Source organism: Rossellomorea marisflavi (genome assembly GCF_001274775.1).
In the GTDB taxonomy this organism is placed as follows: domain Bacteria; phylum Bacillota; class Bacilli; order Bacillales; family Bacillaceae_B; genus Rossellomorea; species Rossellomorea marisflavi.
This window is the reverse complement of sequence record NZ_LGUE01000004.1, coordinates 341,632-363,696: the sequence shown is the minus strand read 5'-3', so window position 1 is coordinate 363,696 and position 22,065 is coordinate 341,632. Positions and strand designations below refer to the sequence as shown.

Below are 22,065 nucleotides of genomic sequence, written 5' to 3'. Positions count from 1 at the left end.
GAGGGTGGGGCACGAGACCTCCCTCCTTTCCTACTTTGCTAAAGGAGAGTGTGAAGGCATGACCAACGAAACATGGGCAACGAAAACAGCGGACTCCATCATGGAACGGACGCCGAGGCTTTATGGAGAAAGGGGCTATAACGAAAAGTGGTCCTATGATTACGGCGTGATCCTGAGAGGGTTTGAGTCCCTCTGGAAGCGGACGGGGGACGAACGGTATTTGGCGTACATCCGAGAGAACATGGATCACTTCATCAAAGAAGATGGAAGCATCCTTGGCTACCGGCTGGAAGAGTTCAATATCGATCACATCAACAACGGCAAGCTCCTCTTCCTGCTCCACAAGGAAACAGGCGACGAGAAATACAGGAAGGCGGCGGACCTTTTAAGGGAACAGCTGTCCCGGCATCCGCGGACGTCGGAAGGGGTGTTTTGGCATAAACAGATTTATCCTCATCAGATCTGGCTCGACGGACTGTATATGGGAACCCCGTTCTATGCACAGTACCTCATGACGTGGCACGGCGGGGAAGGGATCGAGGACATTATCCGTCAGTTCCGTGTAAGCTACGGGCGGTTGTTGAACCGGGAGACCGGCCTTCTGCATCACGCGTGGGATGAGAAAAAGCAGCAGCCATGGGCCCATGAAGGAACTGGTTTGTCAGCCAACATCTGGGGAAGATCCGTCGGCTGGTACGTCATGGCCCTTGCCGATACGCTGGAGATCCTGCCGGAGGACACGGCGGGAAGGGACGATCTGGCGACGATGCTCGAATCCATCCTCACAAAGGTGAAATCACTGCGGGACGAAACCGGCGTCTGGTATCAGGTTCTCGATCAGGGCGGACGGAAAGGGAATTACCTTGAAGCTTCCTGCAGCAGTATGTTCGTCTATGCCATGGCCAAAGGGATCCGTCTCGGAGTATTGGATCGTGAGGAGTGGGAAGCAGATGTCGCCGCATCCCGGAAAGGCCTTATATCAGAATTCGTCCTCCTGACGAATGAAGGGTTGGTGAACCTGAACAAAAACTGTCAGGTCGCCGGGCTCGGCGGCGCTGATCAAAGGGACGGTTCCTACGCGTACTACATCAGCGAGCCGATCATCTGCAACGATCAAAAAGGACTCGGGGCATTCCTCCAGGCCCTATGCGAATGCGAAGCGGTACTGGAAGGGGGAGACGCGTCATGTCTGTCTACGACATCACCGAGTTTGGAGCAGTAAGTAAAGGCAGGATCTGTACCGAAGCGATCCAGCGGGCCATCGATGAAGCGGAGCGTCATGGCGGGGGAAGGGTGGTTGTCCCTGCGGGTGAATTCCTGACGGGCGCCCTTTTCCTGAAGAGTCACATCGAGCTCCACCTGATGATGGGGGCGACCCTTCTGTTCTCCGACCGTCAGGAGGATTATCCCGTCGTGGCATCACGCTGGGAAGGCGTGAACCGCGATGTTTATGCCTCGTGCCTGTACGCGGAGGATGCCGAACAAATCGCGGTCACGGGATACGGGACAATCGACGGGAACGGGGAAGAATGGTGGCATGTGTTCCGCAACGAACCGGACCGCCTCCTCTACCCGCGACCGAAGCTCATCAGCTTTGACCGCTGCAAGGGAATCACCCTTCGTGATGTGCATCTGAAGGACTCCCCGAGCTGGACCGTCAATCCCATCCGTTCCGAGAACATCACCATCGACAATGTGACAATCCTGAACCCTGCCGACTCCCCGAACACCGACGGGATCGATCCCGAGTCGTGCAAGAATGTGCGGATCAGCAACTGTCACATCGATGTCGGGGACGACTGTATCGCCATCAAATCCGGGACCGAGGATTCCCCGGACCGCACTCCGTGTGAAAACATCACGATCACGAACTGCACGATGGTCCATGGTCACGGTGCCGTCGTCCTTGGGAGTGAGATGAGCGGTGATATCCGCAACGTTACCATTTCAAACTGCGTCTTCCAGGACACCGACCGCGGCATCCGCCTGAAGTCGAGAAGGGGAAGGGGCGGCGTCGTCGAAGACATCCGCGTGACGAATATCGTCATGGACAATGTGATTTGTCCGTTCATCCTGAATCTTTATTACTTCTGCGGTCCGCGCGGAAAGGACCAATATGTATGGGATAAAAATCCGTATCCGGTCACAGACGAAACGCCGATGTTCCGGCGCATCCACTTCTCCCATATCACGGCGAGACGGGTCCATGCGGCAGCGGGATTCATCTACGGACTCGCCGAGCAGCACGTATCGGTCGTCAGCTTCCAGCACATCGAAATCTCCATGGCGGACGATGCCATCCCGGGTAAGCCGGCCATGATGACCGGTATTGAGGATATGGCAAAACGGGGCTTTTTCATCGGCTGCTCAAGCGACCTCCATTTCGACCGCGTCACGATCGAGAACCATGAGGGCCCGCCGTTCCACGTGGAAAACAGCGGTACAATCACTGTCAGGGACTGCCTGTCGAAGACTGCAAGCGGCAGTGAAGCGGTGGAGGTGACGCTCTCATGACAGCCTCTCTGCGGGAAAAACTCCTCGTGCTCCTCGGAGATCCGCCTCCGGAAGCCACGCTTCAAGGGACCACGCTTTCAAAAGAGAAGGGGGATGCATATGAAACGGAGCATCTCATGATCGACCTGAACGGGATGGAGAGCGTCCCTGCCATCCTCCTCACACCGTTGAACCGCTCGGGCCCGCACCCTGTCGTCGTCTACCAGCATTCACATGGGGGCGACTTTGACAGGGGTAAACACGAGCTGACGGAGAGTGCCGGCTACCTGCAGGACCCTTCTTTTGCAAGGGAGTTCACCGCCATGGGATATGCCGTCCTGGCCATCGATCATTGGGGATTCGAAGAGAGGAAAGGAAAGCTCGAAAGTGAACTAGTGAAAGAGATGCTGTTATACGGCCGCACCCTTTGGGGCATGCGCCTCTTCGATAGCATGAGGCTCCTGGATTACATCGCAACAAGGGAAGACCTTGATGACACACGTATCGCGACCATCGGGATGAGCATGGGCGGACTACTGAGCTGGTGGCTTGCGGCACTCGATGAGCGCGTGAAGGTGACGATTGATATCGCAGCCCAGGTGGATACGGAAACCCTGCTCGAGAAAAGGGGGCTCGATCATCACGGCTTCTACTATTACGTCCCGGGACTGCTGAAGGCATGTTCCACCTATGAAATCCAGGGAATGATCGCTCCGCGTCCCCGCCTCAGCCTCACGGGGGGAAGCGACCGGATGTGCCCGGTGGAAGGGGCACGATATCTGGATAGAGAACTGACCAAGGCTTACGCCGGTAAGGGCTACCCCGAACATTGGGAGGGCAGGATCCTGACCGGGGGCCACCAAGAGACGAAGGAGATGAGGGAAATATGGAAAACCTTTCTGAGAAAACATCTGTAAAAGAAACGCGCATGGTTGTCGGGAAAGCCGGTGTTGGCACCGTATCGACGATCGGGGAAGCACTGGAGCGCTGCAAAGGGATCGAGGGGCCAGTCCGCATCACGATCCTGAGCGGGGTCTACAGGGAGCGCCTGGCCATTTATCAAAATAACCTGATCCTGAGCGGGATCGGCGACGTGGAAATCGTCGACGGCCGCTATGCGAGGGAGCCTGATGGAAACGGCGGGGAAATCGGCACATTCCGGACCGCCACCGTATTCATCAATGCCGAGAACGTGCTAGTTGAAAACATCACGATCACCAATGACGCGGGACCGGGAGAAGTGGTCGGGCAGGCCGTCGCCATGTATTCGGAAGGGGATCGTGTGACATTCAAGAACTGCCGCTTCAAAGGCTATCAGGATACGGTCTGCCTCGGACCCCTTCCCGAAGTCCAGAAGACCGGCCTTCCCTTTTGTACCCCCCAGCTGAAGGTCCGCTTCGAGAAAAGCAGGGCCGAATTCCACTCCTGCATGATCGAGGGGACGATTGATTTCATTTTTGGGGGAGGGGAAGGGCTTTTCCATCAGTGCGAAATCAAATCCCTCAAGCGACCCGATGACGGGGTCGGCTTCATTTCCGCAGCGTCGACACCTGAAGGGCAGGAACGCGGATTGATCTTCGAGGAATGCTATATCACGGCAGAAGAAGGAACGGGGAACGTCTACCTCGGACGGCCGTGGCGGGCGTATGGAAAGACCGTCTTCTCCCGCTGCTGGATGGGGGCGCATCTTCACCCTGAACGATGGGATGATTGGGATAAAGCATCGAACCGCCTCACCGCCACCTACGTAGAAGACCGCAACCACTACGAAGGAGACGGTGCGTTCATCATCCCGGATTGGATCACCTTCATCGAGGAGGAAGAGGGGTGACAAGGAAGCGGGAGCTCCTCATCACCCTGTCCGGGGGCTTCCTCTGCCTCTTTTTCCTCGGAGGGTTTGCCCTCACGATCCTGCCCATGGATGAAGCGACCTATGCCGACAAGGTATTCCCCCTTTTGCAGGGGAACCTTCCGGGGGATGAGCTCGGCCGGAATTTCGAGGCGGTCAAAACGCTGTCAACATGGTTTGCCATCACCCTTCTCGTGGTCCTCTGCCTGATTGCCCTTGCCTCTTTCTTCCTGAAAGGAAACCGGAATCCGGGAAGGGCCGGGATCATCTTGATAGTAGCGGGAGGAGCCACGCTGATCGGCACCCAGCTCGTTGCCTTCCCTTTGGCGTTCCTCTTCTTCCTCTCTGCCGCCCTCTGCTTCTTCCGAAAACAACCGATCAGGAAAGGAGTCATACATGCCTAAAACCATCATCACCAATCCCGTATTGCCTGGATTTCATCCGGATCCGAGTCTCCTCCGGGTGAAGGACACCTATTACCTCGCCGTCTCCACATTCGAGTGGCTTCCAGGCGTCCGTATCTATGAATCACGCGATCTCGTTAACTGGGAACACAAATCCGATCCCCTCACCGATCAGGTGGACCTCCGGGGAAACCCGAAGAACGGCAGCATCTGGGCCCCGCAGATCAGCTACTCGGACGGACTCTATTATCTCGTCTATACCGATGTGAAAAGCACGAGGCGACCGTTCAAGGACAGTCATAATTATGTCATCACCGCTCCCGACCTCAGCGGCCCGTGGTCGGATCCCGTCTACCTCAACAGCAGTGGCTTCGACCCATCGCTCTTCCACGATGACGACGGCAAGACCTGGCTCCTCAATGAAATCTGGGATTACCGGATGACGACGGGGAATAAGTCGGCAGGAATTGTTTTACAAGAATACGATCGTATTAGGCAAGCGCTCACGGGTCAGGTCCATAAGGTGTTTGACGGCACCGAGCTTGCCAAAACGGAAGCACCCCATCTGTATCGCCACAACGGCTATTATTATCTGATCACGGCAGAAGGAGGGACGGGTTCCGGCCACGCCATCACCGTCTGCCGGTCCCGTGCCATCACGGGTCCATATGAAGTGGACCCGGAATACCCGATGCTCACGGCCCGGGATAAGCCGGAATCGCCCCTTCAATGCGCCGGCCACGGCAGCATCATCCAGTCACCCGAGGGCAACTGGTATATGGCCTATCTGTGCACGCGTCCCCTCGGTGGGAGCGGGGCGATCCTCGGTCGCGAGACGGCGATCCAGGAAGTGACGTGGAGCGAAGACGGGTGGCTAAGGCTGGCAGACGGCGGAAACGGTCCGAGTCTGCAGACGGCCATTGAGACGAAAGAACCCGTCCGTCAGGTCAAACCCACCGATTTCCACGATGAGTTCCAAGGGAACCTTCACCAGGAGTGGAACACTCTGCGCATTCCCCAGGACCCTTCATGGTGCGACCTGACGAGCAGGAAAGGAGCTCTCCGCCTACGGTCCGGCGGCTCGCCGCACTCCCTGTTCGACCATCACATCCTCGCCGTGCGCCAGAAGGATTTCTTTTACGAGGCCGAGACGAGGATCGAATACGAGCCGGAGACGTTCAATCAGCTCGCAGGTCTCATGCTTTATCTCGATGATGAGAATTATCTCTACTGCTATCTTACCCTGGATGAATCCGGACGGGTGCTGCGACTGCTTTCCTGTGATGGAGGGGAATCGACGCTTCATCCGGTCATGATCGATCTCGGAGATGGCGCCATTGATCTCAAGGTGGAAGGACTCGGGAGCGAGGCAAGGTTCTACTATCGCAGTAACGCAGAATGGCTGCCCGTAGACGATGCCATCCCGGTCCACTTTTTATCAGGCGGCTTCACCGGAACCTATATCGGCATCGCCGTCCACGACATGGATACCCAATCCGGTTCCCATGCCGACTTCCATCATTTCACGTACCGGGGAAAAGACGAAGCGAGAGGAATTGGAGAATCCGGAGAGTGGATGGTGAATTTCAGCGATTCGTGAAACCTTGCACGACCCTTTTTCGTAAAGGTAGAAAAAGGGAGGGAAACCATGAACCGGTTCAAAACAATCCTGTTTTTCCTGGCCGCCCTGATCATCCTCTCCGGATGTCGCGTCGAATGGACCAGCTCGAATGGCAAGGTGGAAAAAGAAGAGCAGGGGTTCACCCTCGACCTGTTCAACGATCTTGAAAAAGGCATGACCTATCCGGAAGTCGTGGATGTCATCGGTCAACCTGGCGTACCGGAAGGCGAGGAAGACAACGGCGAAAACGATTCAGTCTACAGATGGGAAGAGGACGAGAAGATGGTGATCATTTCCTTCCAGCGAGGGAGACTCACCATGAAAGAACAGTTCGGGTTATGAAGAAATGCACCGTCAGATGACGGTGCATTTTCTTTTGCGGCTTACCAGCGCAGCATGGTCTCAAACGAGGTATAAAAGATAAATAGACATACCGCGATGAGCAAACTAGCTAAAACCTTTTTATTATTCTTGTACTCTTCAATCCCCATGATAAGGATCATACCGCCCATGAACAAAAGCATAAGGGGGACATAAGTGAAATCATCCGCCAGCATTCCGTAAAGAGCGAATGACCCGGTGAGGATAGCAAGCAGGATCCGCAGGATCTTTAACAAGGAAAGGCCTCCAATCACCATACTGTTCTCACACTATCATACATGACGACTTTTAAAAATCCCCTTGAAAAACATTTTATACCATATTACCTTCAAGTGGAGGAGGAGATTGATATGATGATAGAAGAGATTCCAGAGATGAGAATCGCCTATTTCAGGAACATAGGCCCGTATGGAGGAGAAGCAAATAAGGAACTCATGGAAAAGGTGAAATCGTGGGCAAGAAAGAATGACATTCTGGAGAATTCGTTGATACTCGGAATCCCGCAGGACCACCCGGATCTCACGCCACCGGAAGCCTGCCGCTACGACACAGCCGTAGTGATCACCGCAGAGACCGAGGTGACAGGAGGTGCAATGGAGGGGATATTTACAGGGGGCAAATACGCCGTATTCACACTGGACCACACCGAAGAAGCCATAACGGAATGGTGGAGGCACATGCCATCGGATATTGAAAAGAGCGGTTTATCCATAAGAAACCATCCCATCGTCGAACGCTACACCGATGAACTGATCAGGCAGCATCGGTGTGAAATGCTCGTTCCTGTAAAATAAGAAGTAGTGATGGCACAGACCAACACCTATCCTGTCATGAACCATCAGAACCACCATGATCAAAAAGTGCAATGAAGCGGAGGGCGACCGACTCCAACGGGAAAAGATGGAAGATGGAGACCCCGGAAGCGCAGCTGAGGAGGCTCGACTCCCTCCCCGTGGAAAGAGGGCGCCCGCAGCGGAATGGAACGTCCAATAAGGAATGCAGACCCTATCCCAAACGTGAATTTCTAGACATCCAACATGGAAGTTTATGTTAAACTAACACCAAACCCTGCCATCCGGCAGGCACCACTAAAACAGAGCGGCGGGATTCCATTGAACGATACAAAATCAGACTACATAAGCATAAAAGACCTTCTTTCCCTACCGACACTATCCGATGTCACCATCAGCGAATGCGGCCAACGATCGGCTTTCGTCAAACGGACAGCAGATTGGGAACGAGACGCATACATAACCCATATCGAAGTACATGAAAAAGGTGAAAAGACGGCCGAGGTCCGACCGGGCTTCCGTCCATCATGGTCGCCATGTTCGGATCAGCTTGCCTTTATGTGTACACAGCCCAACGGAAATCAACTCTTCATCCAGTCTATGAAAGAAGGGAAGCGAGTCCAGCTGACGGATGTAGAAGGCGGAATCGCTCTATACAAATGGGATCCGACAGGCAAGGGACTTTACTATACCGCCCCCACTCATACCGGGCATCACCGGCTCCATTCTCTTGATCATGAAGAGAGGAGTTCACTCCTGCCTGTACTAGAAGAAGGAGTCCATATTTTGGATTTTGATCTTTCCCTCGATGGAGGAAGGATCATTTTCCTGGCGAGTCCGGGACCGGGTGCGGATGACGCTCACAAGGCAGAGCTGTACCTGTTGAACCGGTTCACTGGAGTGGTGAAAAAGATTGAAGAAAGCAGACGCCTTGGTGGACAGGTGTGCATGTCGCCGGAAGGGACACACATCTGCTATACGGTGAGTCGTGAGGAAAAGGATTACTATCGAACCCATATCCCGGACAGCATGCTTGAGATTCATGACCTGACGACGGGGGAAAGGGAGCAGCCCCTATCCGAAGTCGATTCCACCTGGATTCCGATCCGCTGGACAGAACAAGGGATCCTTGTGAAATGGCAGGACCGGACGAACGGGAGGATCGGGCTCCTCCAACCGGATGGAAACCTCGAACCTTACAACCATGAGGATGGCTACACGCTCGGAGCTTCCATATCATCAGACGGCCATCATCTGGCATGCCTGAAGGCACATCCGAATGAAACACCGGAACTTTACGTGGATGGAGTGAAGGTGACCGATGAGAATGCCTTGCTGAGCTCTAAACGCATCAGCCGGAAAAAGGTGATCACTTGGTCCAATCCCAATGGCGAAACGATCGAAGGGGTTCTATCCATACCTGAAGACATGGAACGAGATCGGGCACAGCCACTCCTGGTCCTGGTCCATGGTGGTCCAAACTGGGCATCTTTCCCGTTTCAATCGACTTCCTTCAATGATAAGTATCCCGTCGAGTCGTTCATCGCAAAGGGCTTCATCGTCCTTGAGCCGAACTACAGGGGAAGCACGGGGTATGGAGATGCCTTCATGAAGGCGAATGCCCGAAATCTGGGGATCGGTGATCATGAAGATATCATGTCAGGTGTCGACGCCCTGGTGGAGCAAGGGATCGTAGACCCGGACGAGGTCGGCATCATGGGGTGGAGCCAGGGAGGATTCATCACCGCGTTCTCGTCCATCTACAGCAACCGCTTCAAGGTGGCATCCGTCGGCGGAGGGATCAGCAACTGGGTGACAAACTACAAGACGACCGACCTGCCCTCCAACGTCCTCAGCTATCTCGGCGATACTCCTTGGAATGACCCGGAAATCTATGCCAAGAGTTCACCGGTATGGTATGTACAATCCGCATGCACACCGACGCTCATCCAGCACGGAGAAGCCGACGCAAGGGTGCCGGTTGAGAACGCCCATGAACTCTACAAAGGCCTGAAGGAACAAGGGGTGGAGGTTGAACTCGAACTCTTCACAGGAATGGGCTACAGCTCTGACCATCCAAAGGTTCACAAACGGATCATGGAACAAAACCTTGAATGGTTCACCCGTCATATTCTTAAAAAGGGGAAGTAGAAACATAAACAGAAAAGCGAACCTTCTTAACGACATGTTCCCCGATATCGTATCCATGACCAGGGCCTTTCTCTACGGCTTCTTCACGGTGGCATTGGTGATTGTCGTTATGACAGGGCTGTTTTACTGAGTTGTGTCCTTAAGAATCTGTTGGTTTTGAAAGCTGCCTGAGTACCGTATTAAAAAGGAGGGAATAGGCTTGGAACTGAGATTACCGGAAAATATTAAAAAGCGTTTCTGGTTGGTATTCCCGTTTGCCTTTGTGCCGGTCTTGGTCTATATGATCTTTTTCAATTGGGAGCCTCAGTTATTGGGCACTAGAGAGTGGGAAGATGTGGGAAGGTTGCTGTTTATCACGGGAGAAAGTGCACTGACAGGAGCACTCTTGACAATTGGATTGTTGTGGGTGTCAGGAAAGGTGAGTAAATGAACCCATCATCAAAAACCACTGAGTGAAATGAAGCGGAGGGCGCCCGACTCCAACGGGAAAAGAGGGAAGATCGAGACCCCGGAAGCGCAGCTGAGGAGGCTCGACTCCCTCCCCGTGGAAAGCGGGCGCCCGCAGCGGAATGGAACGGACTTCTACATTCTTCACACTTCCTTCAATCATTGAAGGAGTTTGACACAAGGAATTGATATTCAGTTTATATTCCCTTGATAGAATGATCCCGTAAGCTTAATCATTCTGTTCATAGGAGTTGTCATACATGAAGAAATTATTATCGCCCATCACCGACTGGGTATCGACCAAGCGGGGGATGTGGATCACGATCATCACCTGGCTCGTGGTCATGATCGCCCTGAGTGCCGGACCGAAGCTCTCAGACTACAAGGTGTCGGATTTCCAGTCCCTGCCCGATGATGCCAAGTCCATCGTCGCAGACGAAAAAATAAAAGAGTACTTCCCGAACGACCAGGGAACCCCTGGGATCCTCGTCTTTCATAATGAAGATGGAAAGGTGAACATAGAGGATGCCAATGAGATCCTGGAGGCAATCCGTGCTGAAAAGATCGAAGGGATCGATTCCATCGTGGACATCAGCAAGCTGCCGCCACCTGCCCTGGAAGGGTTCACGTCGGAAGACGGTTCCACGATGATCGTCCCGATGAATCTCGAGAAAGGCCTCGGGAATGACGAATACTCGACGATCATCGATATGGCCTCCGAGATTGGAAACGATGTGGCGAAGGAGCAATCGGCTACGGACTTCTACATTACAGGTCCTGCCGGGATCGCAGGAGACACGGTGAAGCTCTTTGAAAGCGCCGACTTCGTTCTTTTGATTGCGACCGTGCTCATCATCCTTGTACTCCTGATTGCCATTTACCGCTCGCCGCTTCTCGCGATCATCCCGCTCCTCGCGACGGCCATCGTCTATCAGGTTGCCAATCAGGCCATCGCCCTCATGGGGTCTGCCGGTCTTGAAATCAACAACTCGACGACGTCGATCATGAGCATCCTGCTCTTTGCTGCCGTCATCGACTACTCTCTGTTCGTGTTCTCACGCTATCGTGAAGAGCTTAACCGCCATGAAAGCAAGTACGAATCCATGAAGCAGGCCATGAGGGCGACGGGAGAACCGGTCTTTTTCGCCGGGGGTACCGTGCTTGCCGCCATGCTCATCCTCTTCTTCGCGAACTTCCGAGATTACTCGAACTTCGCGCCGGTGTTCGGAATGGCCATGCTTGTGATCATGCTCGCGTCCATCACCCTTGTCCCGGCCTTATTCACCCTGTTCGGGCGTAAAGCCTTCTGGCCGAAAGTACCGAAATATGGCCAAGAGAAAGAAGTGAAGCACAAATTCTGGGGTCCGGTCGCCAAATTCGTGGTGAAGAAACCGCTTGTTGCCGGAGGGGCCGTCGCGGTGTTCATGATCATCACCGCCGCCAACGTCCTGAACCTTGATTTTGAATTCAATATGGTCAAGTCCTTCCCGGATGACCTGCCATCCCGCGTTGGATATGAAATCGTCGAAGAACAGTTTGATAAAGGGGAACTCGCTCCTGCTACGTTCTTGGTGGAGAGCAAAAAAGAGCTCTCTGATGAATCCGTGAAAGCCCTTCAGGAAAAACTGGATTCCTATAAAGAAGTGGCATCGGTCAGGCTGACAGGTGTGACGGATGATCGTGACGCTGCATCGTACAGCATCGCGTTGAATACCGATCCATACTCAGTGGAAGCGATGGATTTCATGAAAGATATCCGCGACAATGGCGATCGCCTCCTGAAGGATGCATCGATTTCAGGTGATTCCTATGTAGCGGGTGTGACGGCGAAGCTCGTCGACGAACGCGACGTGAACAACCGGGATATTTTAACCATCGTTGTCCTGGAAAGCGTCCTGATTCTTGCGCTTCTTTTCTTCCTGACCCGTTCATGGAAGATGCCGCTCTACATGATGGCAACGATCCTGATTTCATACGCATCGGCACTGGGTGCGGGACTTTTCCTCATCGACGTGTTCTTTGGATATGATGCCATTAGCACCAGGGTTCCGGTCTATGCCTTCATCTTCCTCGTCGCCCTAGGGATCGATTACAACATCATCCTTGTCTCGCGCTTCATGGAAGAACGCAGGGTGCATGGAGTGAAGAAAGGACTCGAGATCGCCATACGCAATACAGGAGGCGTCATCTCGTCGGCCGGGGTCATCCTTGCGGCCACGTTCGCAGCCCTCATGACGATGCCAATCGCCGACTTGTTCATCTTCGGATTCATGGTATCGATCGGGATCCTGATCGACACCTTCCTGGTCCGCGGCATGCTGCTTCCGGCCCTCATCCTCTTCTTTGAGAAGGATAAGAAGGAAGCAACGGAATAACGTGAAGAACCACAGGCTTATGAGGCCTGTGGTTTCTTTTAAACCAAACCGGAGAGAAGATAAAGGGCCATGGCCCAGATGAAAAGGCCAGAGCATTTGTTGAATACCGTCATCACTCTTCCAGTCGGATCAACATGCTTCATGGTAGATCCTGCGAAGATAAGTCCGAGGAACCATAGCCATGAAACACCGATACAGGCACAGGTGAATAGGAGTAGATCCATTCCGGTATATGCCAATGCGCTCGTCCCGATGACCCCGACCGTGTCAAGGATGGCGTGGGGGTTGAGGAGCGAGACGGAAAGGGCAAAGACCATCTGCTGTTTGAGCGGCATGGCACCATGAGTCGAAGCACTTGCTTCTTCGGTCTGCCAGAGGGTCCACCCCATATAGACCAGGAATAGGACTCCGCCGATGATCAATCCTGTCCGAAGCCAATCAAACGTAAAGACGATGACGGATAAGCCGGTGACTGATAACAGAATGAGTAGGGTATCGCACAGGGAAGCAGTGACTGCTGCTGGTAGTGCCTTCGGAAGGGAGGGTTGTGCTGCCCCTTGGGAAAAGACAAACACATTTTGCACACCTAAAGGAAGGATAAGACCAAATGCCAGTAGGATACCATGTAGAAGGGCGTCCATTGCACCATCTCCTTTCTTCTTTCATCATACTGTGTTACAACTAAAAGAAAACAACCAATTGGATGGTTTTTCACCCATCCAATTTTCAAAGGAGAACAGGATGGACTGGAAACCCAATCGTCACGCCGTGATCAGCATTCATCGGCAGATCACCGATCGGATTAAAGCCTTGATAGAAAGAGGGGATTGGAGCACCGATATGCGAATTCCCCCTCAAAGGAAGCTTGCAGAAGAATTCGGTGTGAACCGAAGTACCATCCAGACAGCCTTGGATGAGTTGAAAGCAGACGGATATCTTGAAGGGAGGGTCGGTTCCGGCATCTATGTTACCGGGAATGCATGGAACCTTCTGATGGACCAAGCGCGTCCAAACTGGCAGCGTCACATTGAAACCGGCGTCCACAAGCCCAATTACCACACCATTCAATTGATCAATGACTATGAGCAAAAAGACGATATCATCAGACTCGGCACAGGAGAACTGTCACCGGACCTCCTACCTGCCAGGGAACTGGAAGAATCCCTTCGTTCCATTACCCTTGATGCACGGGCCATCGGATATTCATCGCCACAAGGCAGCATAAAGCTCCGGGAAGCCCTATCCGCCCGACTTGAGAAACGGGGTATCACGGTATCCTCTGATAATATCTTGATCGTTTCAGGAGCCCTGCAGGCCCTCCAACTCATCGCCGTCGGTTTGTTGGAGGAAGGGGCGACGGTGTTCCAGGAGGGTCCCTCCTATCTCAACTCTGTCCATCCGTTCCAATCAGCGGGCATGCGGATGCAAGCCGTCAACAGAGCAGAAACACTATCTTCCACGATTCGTAGCCTAAAGGGGCAATCCCTTTTTTATTGCGTCCCGACCCTGAATAATCCTACGGGTTACAGTTGGACAGTAGAGGAGAAAAAATCATTCTACACCCTCTGTCGTGACGCCCGGATTCCAATCATTGAAGACGACGTGTATCAGGAACTTCAGTTCGGGGAAGGCAGCCCACCGTTGAAGGCCATGGATGAAGCTGGCCATGTCCTCTACCTGGGCAGTGTGTCGAAGACTTTAAGCCCCGGTCTTCGAATCGGATGGATCGTGGCCCCGACGCCTGTCATCAAGAGACTCGCTGATATCAAGATGCAGACCGATTATGGCTCAAGTGCGTTTTCACAAGAAATCGTCGCTCACTGGATGATGTCCGGAAGGTATGATCGGCATGTGGAGAGGCTTCGTACGCGTCTGCAGGAGAGGGCGGAACGAATGGAAAAGATCTTATTGCGGCAGTATCAGGATATTGCTACGTGGAATCGTCCATCTGGAGGTTTCTATATCTGGATCCGATTCCACGCGCCCATTGTGAATAAAGCCTTGTTTCTGAAGGCACTGCAGCGGAAGGTCCTCTTGAATCCAGGATATATCTATGACCCTGGTGATGCTCATCACATCCGCTTGTCGTTTGCGTATGCATCGCTGGATGAGATGGAAATCGGCTTACACCAATTGCGTAAAATCATAGAAGAAAGGAGGGATGCGCCATGAAGATCCTTGTGGTAGATGATGATCTCCATATCCAGCGTCTCGTATCCATCCACCTCACCAAGGAAGGCTACCACGTGCTGAAGGCATCGGATGCGGATGAAGCCCTGCACCTGTTGGAGGAAGAAAGGGTGGATCTCGCCATCGTCGACGTGATGATGCCGGGGATGAATGGGTTCGACCTGACGAAGATCCTGACGGAGGACCTGTCCATCCCTGTGATCTTGTTGACCGCGAAAGGACAGCTTGAGGATAAGGAAAAAGGATTTCTTTCCGGGACGGAGGATTACATCGTGAAGCCCTTCGAACCGAAGGAGCTTTTGTTCCGCGTCCAGGTGATCCTCAGGCGCTATGAGCGCAGTATGCGGGATGAGATCGTGATGGGGAACACGTCCATCAACCGGAAGACCTTCGAGGTGGTCATCAATCAGGAAACGCTGATCTTGCCCCTGAAGGAATTCGAAATCCTCTACACCCTGATGGGACGGGCCAATAAGGTGACGTCCCGGGGGCTATTGATCGAGGAGATCTGGGGCCTTGAGGAAGAAGGGACCGAGCTCCGCCTCAACACCCATATGAACCGGATCCGGGACCGCCTGAAAAAGCACGGCTCAAGCGTGGAAATCCATACGGTCCGAGGGGTGGGCTACCGATTGGAGGGGGCATGATGAAGACACTCTACAAGCAGTTCATCGCCGCTACCCTTCTGATCCTGGTCGTCAGCACGGTGCTGGGTTTCTTCCTCGCGAACGTCTTCTACATGAACTACACGAAGAAGAAAACCGACCAGCAGCAGGAGGACCGGGCCAAGGAGATCGTGAAGGTGCTTGATGCCATGCATCATTCGGGTGAAACATTCGACCGGTATCTTGATTCCGTCTCGAAGCTCGGCTATCAGATTTATGTGACGAACGGACAAGGGGACGAGCGTTTCTATGGCCTTCCGTTCAAGAATGAAGAGTTTCCCGAAGAAGCAGAACGGGTCCTGACAGAGGGGGATGTGTATCACGGCATCAGCAACTTCTCGACCCTGAACTTCATGTTCGGTCACTTCTCCAATGAGCTCCAGAACACGGTGGGCGTGCCGTTCGAGTACGACGGAGACACCTATGGCCTGTTCATCCGGTCCGATACAAAGCTTCTGGCATCGGACTTTCATACGGTCCTTGCCGGGTTCATCGCCGTCATCGCGATACTCAACATCGTCGGGATGATGATGCTCGCTAAGCAGCTTACCCGTCCGATTTCGAAGCTGACGGAAGCGACGAGGCAGGTGTCACAGGAGAACTTCAGCTACCCCATCGATATCCACCGGAAGGACGAGATCGGGGAGCTGTCCGAGAGTTTCCACCGCATGCAGGATCAGCTCCTTCATAATGACCGGGCCCGGAAGTCGTTCATCAGCTCCGTTTCCCATGACTTCCAGTCGCCCCTCATGAACATCCAGGGCTATGCAGATCTCTTGAAGACCGCAGAAGGAGAGGAAGAACGGATTGAATATGCCGAGGTGATCGAACGTGAGACGAAGCGGCTGTCGAATCTGACGAAACAGCTCCTGCTCCTTACCTCCCTGGACCAGGAAGCCTATCCTCTCAAGGTGACGGATTACCGTCTGGATGAACAGCTGAAAGCCGTCATCCGGAAGTACCGCTGGCGGATGGATGAAGAAGGGATCGAGCTCTCTTATAAGATCCCGGTCGCCACGGTCAGGGCCGATGAAGAGCTTTTGGAGAACGTGTGGGAAAACCTCCTCACGAACGCCATTAAATACAACCGCGAAGACGGGACGATCGGGATCACCCTCGAGCAGGACGGAGGGACCCGGGTCATCATCAGCGACACGGGAATCGGCATCCCTGAAGATGAAGTGTCGCAGGTGTTCGATAAATTTTACCGCGTCGATGATTCTCGCACGAAAGAGGGGACCGGCCTCGGCCTTTCCATCGTGCGGCAGATCATCTCCCTTCATGGAGGAGAAGTGGCCATCGAAAGCGAATTGGGTAAAGGAACGCGCTTCATCATCACCCTGCCTTCAAAGGAGAATTAACATGATGCCATTCCGCCCCATTGTCATGACAAGTCCCAATACGGATTACCGGGAATATCGACCACACCCCGCCCTCACATCTTACATCGTCTGTTACTGGCAGTCGGTGCCGATGAAGGGGAAGGGTGCGCGGCTATCAAGCGTCATCGTTCCCGATGGGTGCACCGACATCATTTATGACAGGGATGCCCTCACTGGCCGGTACGAATGGTCCTACTGCGGCATGTTTGATGAATATTTCCATGCCGTCAGTCCGGGAGGGGACGGGGCGGCCACATGGGGCATCCGCTTTCATCCGGGGGCGTATCATCGCATCATCCGGGAACAGGCATCGACTCTCGCCGGCACCTCGGTGCTTCTCGATGATCTTTCACCGGCACTTGTGAGGGAATTGACAGAGCTCGCTGAAACAGACTTGAGTGTGGAATCCCTGGATGCTTTTTTTCTGAAAAGAAGCGGGGACCATACACAGTCCTCCAGGTCCATCCAGGCGGAGGCAGCCGTAAGATTGATCCTGGAAGGCAGAGGGATCCTGTCCGTGAAAGAGGTCGCAGGCGAACAGTTCCTTTCCACCCGGACCCTCTCCCGGCTTTTCTCAGACTACGTCGGGCTCACGCCGAAGAAGTTCAGCGCCGTCATCCGGTTCCAGTCCCTTCTCTCGGATTATGTGAGAAGTGGAGGCAGAAATGTCGGGGAAGCGTCCGCCTCCTTTTATGACCAGTCCCATCTTTATCACGACATCCTGAAGAAGACGGGGAAGACCCCGTCCCAGCTCAAACTGTCCGATTTTTACAATCATTCCTGAAGAGGATCCTGTACGATGGAGAGGAAAGGGGAAATGAATATGATTCCACAGCGAATATCACTCGTCACACTGGGGGCGGAGGATCTGCCGAAGCTCCGTGCCTTCTATCAATCACTGGAATGGGAGGAAGCAGACTTCAGTTCGGATACATACGCCGTCTTCAAAACGGCCGGGGTCATGCTCACCCTGTTCCCTCATGAAGAGCTTGAGAAGGATGCCGGTGTCCCCCTTGCCAAACCGACGGAAGGCTACAAGCCTGTCACCCTCGCCATCAACGTGGAAGAAAAAGATGAAGTCGACCGCATCATCGACACCATCCGGTCGAAGGGGGGCACCATCCTCCGCGAACCGAGCGACGCCTTCTGGGGAGGGCGCACCTCCTATTTTGCCGACCCGGAGAAGAATCTGTGGGAAGTGGCGTGGAATCCTTCTTCGACGTTCGATGAGCGAGGTGCGATGCTGACTTTTTAAAAGTCGGCATTTTTTTGATGAAAGGAATGAAGGATGATGAACTGTGAATGTATAACCGGTACACCCGCAACAATCCGGATCGATGGCGATGTCGGTGCCGACCCTGTCTGGTGCCATTCGTGCGGAAGCAACCTCGAGTTGGAAGGGGTGGGCCTCTCCGATCTTTTATCAAGTGAGCTGGATGAGTGGGGTCAAACATACGGGGAATGGATCGATTGGGACCATGATAAACTCCGGGCCGGTGGAATCGAAATGGAGGAAGCCTTCAACCAAAAGGGCAGCGGACTCGCATCCAGGGTGAAAAAAGAGCTTGTGGCAAGATTCGATGTCACCTTCATGCCCTCCACCAGTGCCCGGTTTTATGCCTCCATGGAAAGGCGGGAGTTCTGATGGAATTGACCCATACAAGGATTTTGGTCGACCGCTATAAAGAGTGCTTCCTATTTTACCGGAACGTGCTCGGTTTCAAGGTTGCATGGGGAGATGAGGAATCGAACTATGCGGACTTCGAGTTCGGTGGAATGAAGCTCGGGGTTTTCGACCGCAGGCAGATGGCGGAAGCGGTCGGCGATGTGTACCGGAAAGATGATTCCCGGACGGACCGCGTGGCCTTGATCTTCAAGGTGGCGGATGTTGCCCGTGCTTATGAGGAATGGAAGGAAAGAGTCGATTTCATAACGGAACCTGTGGAACAGGAGGAGTGGGGCATCAAGGTCGCTCATTTCCGCGATCCGGATGGGACGCTGCTTGAAATCTATGAAAACCTATAAAAAGGAGGGTGGCATGCCACTCTCCTTTTTCTATTCCTGTTTCCCCTTCATGATGCCATAAAAGAAAATTTTGTTGATATCCTCCGTCAGGGGAAGCGCCTTTGTATAGTTTTCCTCATTCTGCATATAGGTCCTGAGCATCTCCAGGTAAAATCGGATCGCGTCCTCTGAAAGGGAATCATCCACGTATCCCTGATCTTTTCCCTCCTGGATCAGCTGACTGAAGTAAGGAACGACTTTTTCTTCGTAAAGGTTCTCGAATAGATTTCCTTCTGTTGAATACTGTTTCATCAGGTACTGATAAAATTCCTCATGGATCTGCTGGGCGACCTCTTTTTTACTGAACATGATCATGCGGATCTTATCAGGAAAGGGGAGGTCACTGTGCACGAGTTCCTCGAACTGGGAAGAAGCGCTCTCGATGTAAAAGACGAACACGTCATATGTCAACTGATGCTTGCTTTCAAAGTAGTTATAGATCGTCACTTGGGAAACGCCGGCTTCCTTGGCGATTTCAGCGATTGATACCTTCTGGATGCCATTCTTCATGAAAAGGGTCAGGGCGGCAAGAAGGATCGCCTGTTTCTTCTGTTCGCGACGGCGTTGGAATCCATCCATTTCATTCACCTCTCCATTAGTGTACTTAATTTTATGAAATATAACAAATGAATAAGTTCAAAACTTGTTGTGGAATCCGTTATATTTGTATATTATGAAATAAAGTAGTTTAAAAAGTTCATAACTTTCGAGGGGTGTATCAGAATGGAAATTGTACACACAGAAGCGCTCAGAAAGACGTTCGGTTCGTTTCAAGCACTGAATAACGTCCAGCTCTCCATCAACCAAGGGGAGATCTACGGGTTCATCGGTCCGAATGGAGCCGGAAAATCCACAACGATCCGAATATTGCTCGGGATCCTCCGGTCGACGGAAGGGAAAGCCTCCATCTTCGGAAAGGATGTGTGGAGAGATGCGGTCGAGATTCATAAGCGCCTTTCTTATGTACCGGGTGATGTGACGCTCTGGCCGAACCTGACCGGGGGAGAAGTCATCGACCTCTTCCTGAAGATGAAAGGAGGAGCAGATCCCTCGCGACTGAAGAAGCTTATGGAGCGTTTTGATTTCGATCCGGCGAAGAAGTGCAGGACCTATTCGAAGGGGAACCGTCAGAAGGTCGCGCTGATTGTGGCATTCGCGTCTGATTCGGAGCTGTTCATATTCGACGAACCGACGTCGGGATTGGATCCCCTCATGGAAAGGGTGTTCCAGGAGTATGTGCTCGAAGCGAAGGAGCGGGGGCACAGCGTCCTGTTATCGAGCCACATCTTATCGGAGGTCGAGCGATTATGCGACCGGGTGGGGATCATCCGGAAGGGGACGATGGTTGAGCAGGGAAGCCTTGATGAGCTGCGTCATCTGACGCGGACGACACTTTATGTTGAAACGAAGGAGGCCATGGATGATCTTGGGCAGAGGAGTGGGGTCCATGACCTGAAGGTGTCCGGTGCAGGCATGACGTTCCAGGCGGACCGGGATGAGCTTGGTTCCATCATGAAGGCCATCAGTGAAAAGGGGCTGGTGAAGATCGAGAGCTCACCGCCTACCCTCGAGGACCTGTTCATGCGTCATTATGAAGGAGATGAAGGGTGATGGAGGGACGATTTCATCAAACGGGGACCCTGATCAGCCTGATGCTCAGACGAAATCGGCTCTACCTTTCCGCATGGGTCGTCTCCTTAACGGTTCTTACCATTGTGACCGCTTTGTCGTACGCAGGGATGTACGGGAATGACCAGGAGAGGCAGGCCATGGCGGAAACGATGAAGAATCCCGCCATGACCGCCATGGTAGGGAAGGGATACGGCCTGTCGGACTACACCGATGGGGCGATGCTCAGTCATCAGATGCTGTTGTTCACCATGATCGCGGCAGCCATCATGAGCATCCTGCTTGCTTCGCGTCACACGCGGGGGGAGGAAGAGGATGGACGGATGGAGATGATCCGTGCGCTTCCCGTGGGAAGGGCGGCGAATCTGTCGGCCGTGCTGGTGCTCCTCCTCATGGCAAATGGGGGTCTGGCCGTTTTCTTGACAGGCGGGCTGGTGTCCCTTGGGATTGACAGTATAAGCCTCGGCGGTTCCCTCCTCTATGGGATCGCCGTCGGAAGTGCCGGCATGATCTTCGGAACCGTGACCCTGGTAGCGGGACAGCTATTCGGCAGCACGGTGGGGACACTTGGCTGGAGCTTTGCCTTCCTCGGCCTTTCCTATCTACTGAGGGCCATCGGGGACGTGGGCGATCTGTTCCTCACCTGGTGTTCCCCCCTCGGCTGGCTCCTTGAAACCCGGGTCTTCGTGGAGAATATATGGTGGCCGCTCCTCCCTGGGGCGGGCTGGATCGTGCTTGTGGTCTGGTTGGGCTTCAGGTTGAATGCTTCCAGGGACATCGGAAGCGGTCTGATACCGGCGAAAGGGGGGAGGGAGCGAGGATCAAGGTGGCTTGCCGGTCCATTCGGTCTCATGCTCAGGATACAGCGGACGTCGATGATCTCCTGGAGCATCGGCATGCTGCTTCTGGGCGTCTCCTATGGTTCCGTCTTCGGCGACCTTGAAGCATTCCTGTCGGGGAATGAAGAGCTTGCCGCCATGCTTCCCGATGCATCCGGCCACAGCCTGACCGAACAATTCATGACCCTCATGATGATCGTCATCGCTGTCCTTGGCACGATCCCACCCCTCCTATTCTTTCATAAAGTAAGGAGCGAGGAGAAAAAAGGGACCCTTGAGCACCTTCTGGCAGGTCCGGTGTCTAGAATGCGTGTCCTTTGGCAGTATGTCCTGATCTCGATCCTATGGGGTGGCCTCGTGATCCTGCTCGCCATCGTGGGCTTATGGGCATCGGCATCGATGGTGATGGAAGAGCCCATCCCACTTGCCAATATGATCGCCTCGGGTATGGTGTATCTGCCGGCTCAGTGGTGCATGCTGGCTGTGAGCACGTTTTTCATAGGGGTGTGGCCACGGCTCCTCATCTTCACCTGGGGTTATCTTGTTTATTCATTCCTGGTTGTGTACCTCGGTGGGATGCTCGACCTTCCGGAGATGGTGAAGCGATTGACTCCGTTCGGCTATATTCCGCGTCTGCCGGTGGAGTCATTCGAGGCAGGTCCGTTCCTGCTTACCTGTGCCTTCGCCGTTCTATTCGTGGTGGTCGGTGCATGGGGGTACAGAAAGAGGGATCTCCAAGGGTGATACAAAAAGGCATGGACCGTCGACCGGTTCATGCCTTTTC

General features: G+C 53.6%; 24 protein-coding genes. 21 read left to right on the top strand and 3 right to left on the bottom strand.

Annotated features, from left to right (window positions below):
* The first annotated feature begins 58 nt into the window (after positions 1 to 58).
* Genes AF331_RS11845 through AF331_RS11815 form a run of 7 tightly spaced genes read left to right on the top strand, consistent with a single transcriptional unit; the run spans position 59 to position 6,709 of the window.
* Positions 59 to 1,222 carry a glycoside hydrolase family 88/105 protein gene (locus AF331_RS11845; protein WP_053428318.1) on the top strand — a complete coding sequence of 388 codons (1,164 nt, stop codon included), beginning with the start codon at positions 59 to 61 and terminating at the stop codon, positions 1,220 to 1,222.
* Entirely contained in the window at positions 1,186 to 2,514 is a 1,329-nt protein-coding gene (locus AF331_RS11840; RefSeq protein WP_053428317.1) for a glycoside hydrolase family 28 protein, read from the top strand. Before AF331_RS11845 ends, AF331_RS11840 begins: the two co-directional genes overlap by 37 nt.
* Positions 2,511 to 3,410, top strand: coding sequence for a dienelactone hydrolase family protein (locus AF331_RS11835; RefSeq protein ID WP_053428316.1), 900 nt, complete (start codon positions 2,511 to 2,513; stop codon positions 3,408 to 3,410). The genes AF331_RS11840 and AF331_RS11835 overlap by 4 nt, the downstream gene beginning before the upstream one ends.
* Complete coding sequence (locus tag AF331_RS11830; protein ID WP_053428315.1) at positions 3,380 to 4,324, top strand: pectinesterase family protein; 945 nt, start codon at positions 3,380 to 3,382, stop codon at positions 4,322 to 4,324. The genes AF331_RS11835 and AF331_RS11830 overlap by 31 nt, the downstream gene beginning before the upstream one ends.
* Positions 4,321 to 4,746: a DUF4064 domain-containing protein gene (locus tag AF331_RS11825; RefSeq protein ID WP_053428314.1), complete on the top strand. Its 426-nt coding sequence runs from the start codon at positions 4,321 to 4,323 to the stop codon at positions 4,744 to 4,746. The genes AF331_RS11830 and AF331_RS11825 overlap by 4 nt, the downstream gene beginning before the upstream one ends.
* On the top strand, positions 4,739 to 6,346 hold the full coding sequence (locus tag AF331_RS11820) for a glycoside hydrolase family 43 protein (RefSeq protein ID WP_053428313.1): 1,608 nt from the start codon (positions 4,739 to 4,741) through the stop codon (positions 6,344 to 6,346). Before AF331_RS11825 ends, AF331_RS11820 begins: the two co-directional genes overlap by 8 nt.
* 48 nt (positions 6,347 to 6,394) lie before the next feature.
* On the top strand, positions 6,395 to 6,709 hold the full coding sequence (locus AF331_RS11815) for a hypothetical protein (protein ID WP_053428312.1): 315 nt from the start codon (positions 6,395 to 6,397) through the stop codon (positions 6,707 to 6,709).
* A 41-nt stretch (positions 6,710 to 6,750) separates the two neighbouring features.
* On the opposite strand, the gene AF331_RS11810 is transcribed toward AF331_RS11815, so the two are convergent.
* The gene (locus AF331_RS11810) at positions 6,751 to 6,984 is read right to left on the bottom strand and encodes a DUF3953 domain-containing protein (RefSeq protein WP_053428311.1); all 234 of its coding nucleotides are present in this window, start codon (positions 6,982 to 6,984) and stop codon (positions 6,751 to 6,753) included.
* 108 nt (positions 6,985 to 7,092) lie between these two features.
* On the opposite strand from AF331_RS11810, the gene AF331_RS11805 reads away from it, so the two are divergent.
* The 5 genes from AF331_RS11805 to AF331_RS11790 all read left to right on the top strand — a co-directional run bounded on the left by AF331_RS11805 (position 7,093) and on the right by AF331_RS11790 (position 12,512).
* Positions 7,093 to 7,542 carry an AraC family transcriptional regulator gene (locus AF331_RS11805; RefSeq protein ID WP_053428947.1) on the top strand — a complete coding sequence of 150 codons (450 nt, stop codon included), beginning with the start codon at positions 7,093 to 7,095 and terminating at the stop codon, positions 7,540 to 7,542.
* A gap of 243 nt (positions 7,543 to 7,785) precedes the next feature.
* The gene (locus AF331_RS11800) at positions 7,786 to 9,690 is read left to right on the top strand and encodes a S9 family peptidase (RefSeq protein WP_082346954.1); all 1,905 of its coding nucleotides are present in this window, start codon (positions 7,786 to 7,788) and stop codon (positions 9,688 to 9,690) included.
* A gap of 199 nt (positions 9,691 to 9,889) precedes the next feature.
* Positions 9,890 to 10,120 carry a hypothetical protein gene (locus AF331_RS11795; protein ID WP_053428309.1) on the top strand — a complete coding sequence of 77 codons (231 nt, stop codon included), beginning with the start codon at positions 9,890 to 9,892 and terminating at the stop codon, positions 10,118 to 10,120.
* A 27-nt stretch (positions 10,121 to 10,147) separates the two neighbouring features.
* The gene (locus AF331_RS22410; RefSeq protein ID WP_160316524.1) at positions 10,148 to 10,303 is read left to right on the top strand and encodes a hypothetical protein; all 156 of its coding nucleotides are present in this window, start codon (positions 10,148 to 10,150) and stop codon (positions 10,301 to 10,303) included.
* Positions 10,304 to 10,397: 94 nt separating this feature from the next.
* On the top strand, positions 10,398 to 12,512 hold the full coding sequence (locus AF331_RS11790; protein ID WP_053428308.1) for an MMPL family transporter: 2,115 nt from the start codon (positions 10,398 to 10,400) through the stop codon (positions 12,510 to 12,512).
* A 38-nt stretch (positions 12,513 to 12,550) separates the two neighbouring features.
* Here AF331_RS11790 and AF331_RS11785 read toward each other — a convergent pair whose 3' ends face one another.
* Positions 12,551 to 13,153 carry a LysE/ArgO family amino acid transporter gene (locus tag AF331_RS11785; RefSeq protein WP_053428307.1) on the bottom strand — a complete coding sequence of 201 codons (603 nt, stop codon included), beginning with the start codon at positions 13,151 to 13,153 and terminating at the stop codon, positions 12,551 to 12,553.
* A gap of 100 nt (positions 13,154 to 13,253) precedes the next feature.
* Between AF331_RS11785 and AF331_RS11780 the strand changes: the two genes are divergently transcribed.
* From AF331_RS11780 to AF331_RS11750, 7 genes are read left to right on the top strand one after another with little or no spacing between them, the layout of a single operon-like run.
* Positions 13,254 to 14,684, top strand: coding sequence for an aminotransferase-like domain-containing protein (locus AF331_RS11780; protein ID WP_053428306.1), 1,431 nt, complete (start codon positions 13,254 to 13,256; stop codon positions 14,682 to 14,684).
* A complete protein-coding gene (locus AF331_RS11775; protein ID WP_053428305.1) occupies positions 14,681 to 15,349 on the top strand; it encodes a response regulator transcription factor in 669 nt (222 codons plus the stop codon). Before AF331_RS11780 ends, AF331_RS11775 begins: the two co-directional genes overlap by 4 nt.
* The gene (locus tag AF331_RS11770; protein ID WP_053428304.1) at positions 15,349 to 16,728 is read left to right on the top strand and encodes a sensor histidine kinase; all 1,380 of its coding nucleotides are present in this window, start codon (positions 15,349 to 15,351) and stop codon (positions 16,726 to 16,728) included. Before AF331_RS11775 ends, AF331_RS11770 begins: the two co-directional genes overlap by 1 nt.
* Position 16,729: 1 nt before the next feature.
* Positions 16,730 to 17,533 (top strand): helix-turn-helix domain-containing protein, encoded by an 804-nt coding sequence (locus AF331_RS11765; RefSeq protein ID WP_053428303.1) that lies wholly within the window; start codon positions 16,730 to 16,732, stop codon positions 17,531 to 17,533.
* A 39-nt stretch (positions 17,534 to 17,572) separates the two neighbouring features.
* On the top strand, positions 17,573 to 18,004 hold the full coding sequence (locus AF331_RS11760) for a VOC family protein (protein ID WP_053428946.1): 432 nt from the start codon (positions 17,573 to 17,575) through the stop codon (positions 18,002 to 18,004).
* Between the two features lie 36 nt (positions 18,005 to 18,040).
* Positions 18,041 to 18,394: a hypothetical protein gene (locus AF331_RS11755; protein WP_053428302.1), complete on the top strand. Its 354-nt coding sequence runs from the start codon at positions 18,041 to 18,043 to the stop codon at positions 18,392 to 18,394.
* Complete coding sequence (locus tag AF331_RS11750; protein ID WP_053428301.1) at positions 18,394 to 18,774, top strand: VOC family protein; 381 nt, start codon at positions 18,394 to 18,396, stop codon at positions 18,772 to 18,774. Before AF331_RS11755 ends, AF331_RS11750 begins: the two co-directional genes overlap by 1 nt.
* A gap of 30 nt (positions 18,775 to 18,804) precedes the next feature.
* On the opposite strand, the gene AF331_RS11745 is transcribed toward AF331_RS11750, so the two are convergent.
* A complete protein-coding gene (locus AF331_RS11745) occupies positions 18,805 to 19,392 on the bottom strand; it encodes a TetR/AcrR family transcriptional regulator (RefSeq protein ID WP_053428300.1) in 588 nt (195 codons plus the stop codon).
* A 144-nt stretch (positions 19,393 to 19,536) separates the two neighbouring features.
* Between AF331_RS11745 and AF331_RS11740 the strand changes: the two genes are divergently transcribed.
* Complete coding sequence (locus AF331_RS11740; protein ID WP_053428299.1) at positions 19,537 to 20,424, top strand: ABC transporter ATP-binding protein; 888 nt, start codon at positions 19,537 to 19,539, stop codon at positions 20,422 to 20,424.
* Positions 20,424 to 22,025: an ABC transporter permease gene (locus tag AF331_RS11735; protein WP_053428298.1), complete on the top strand. Its 1,602-nt coding sequence runs from the start codon at positions 20,424 to 20,426 to the stop codon at positions 22,023 to 22,025. The genes AF331_RS11740 and AF331_RS11735 overlap by 1 nt, the downstream gene beginning before the upstream one ends.
* The last annotated feature ends 40 nt before the right edge of the window (positions 22,026 to 22,065 follow it).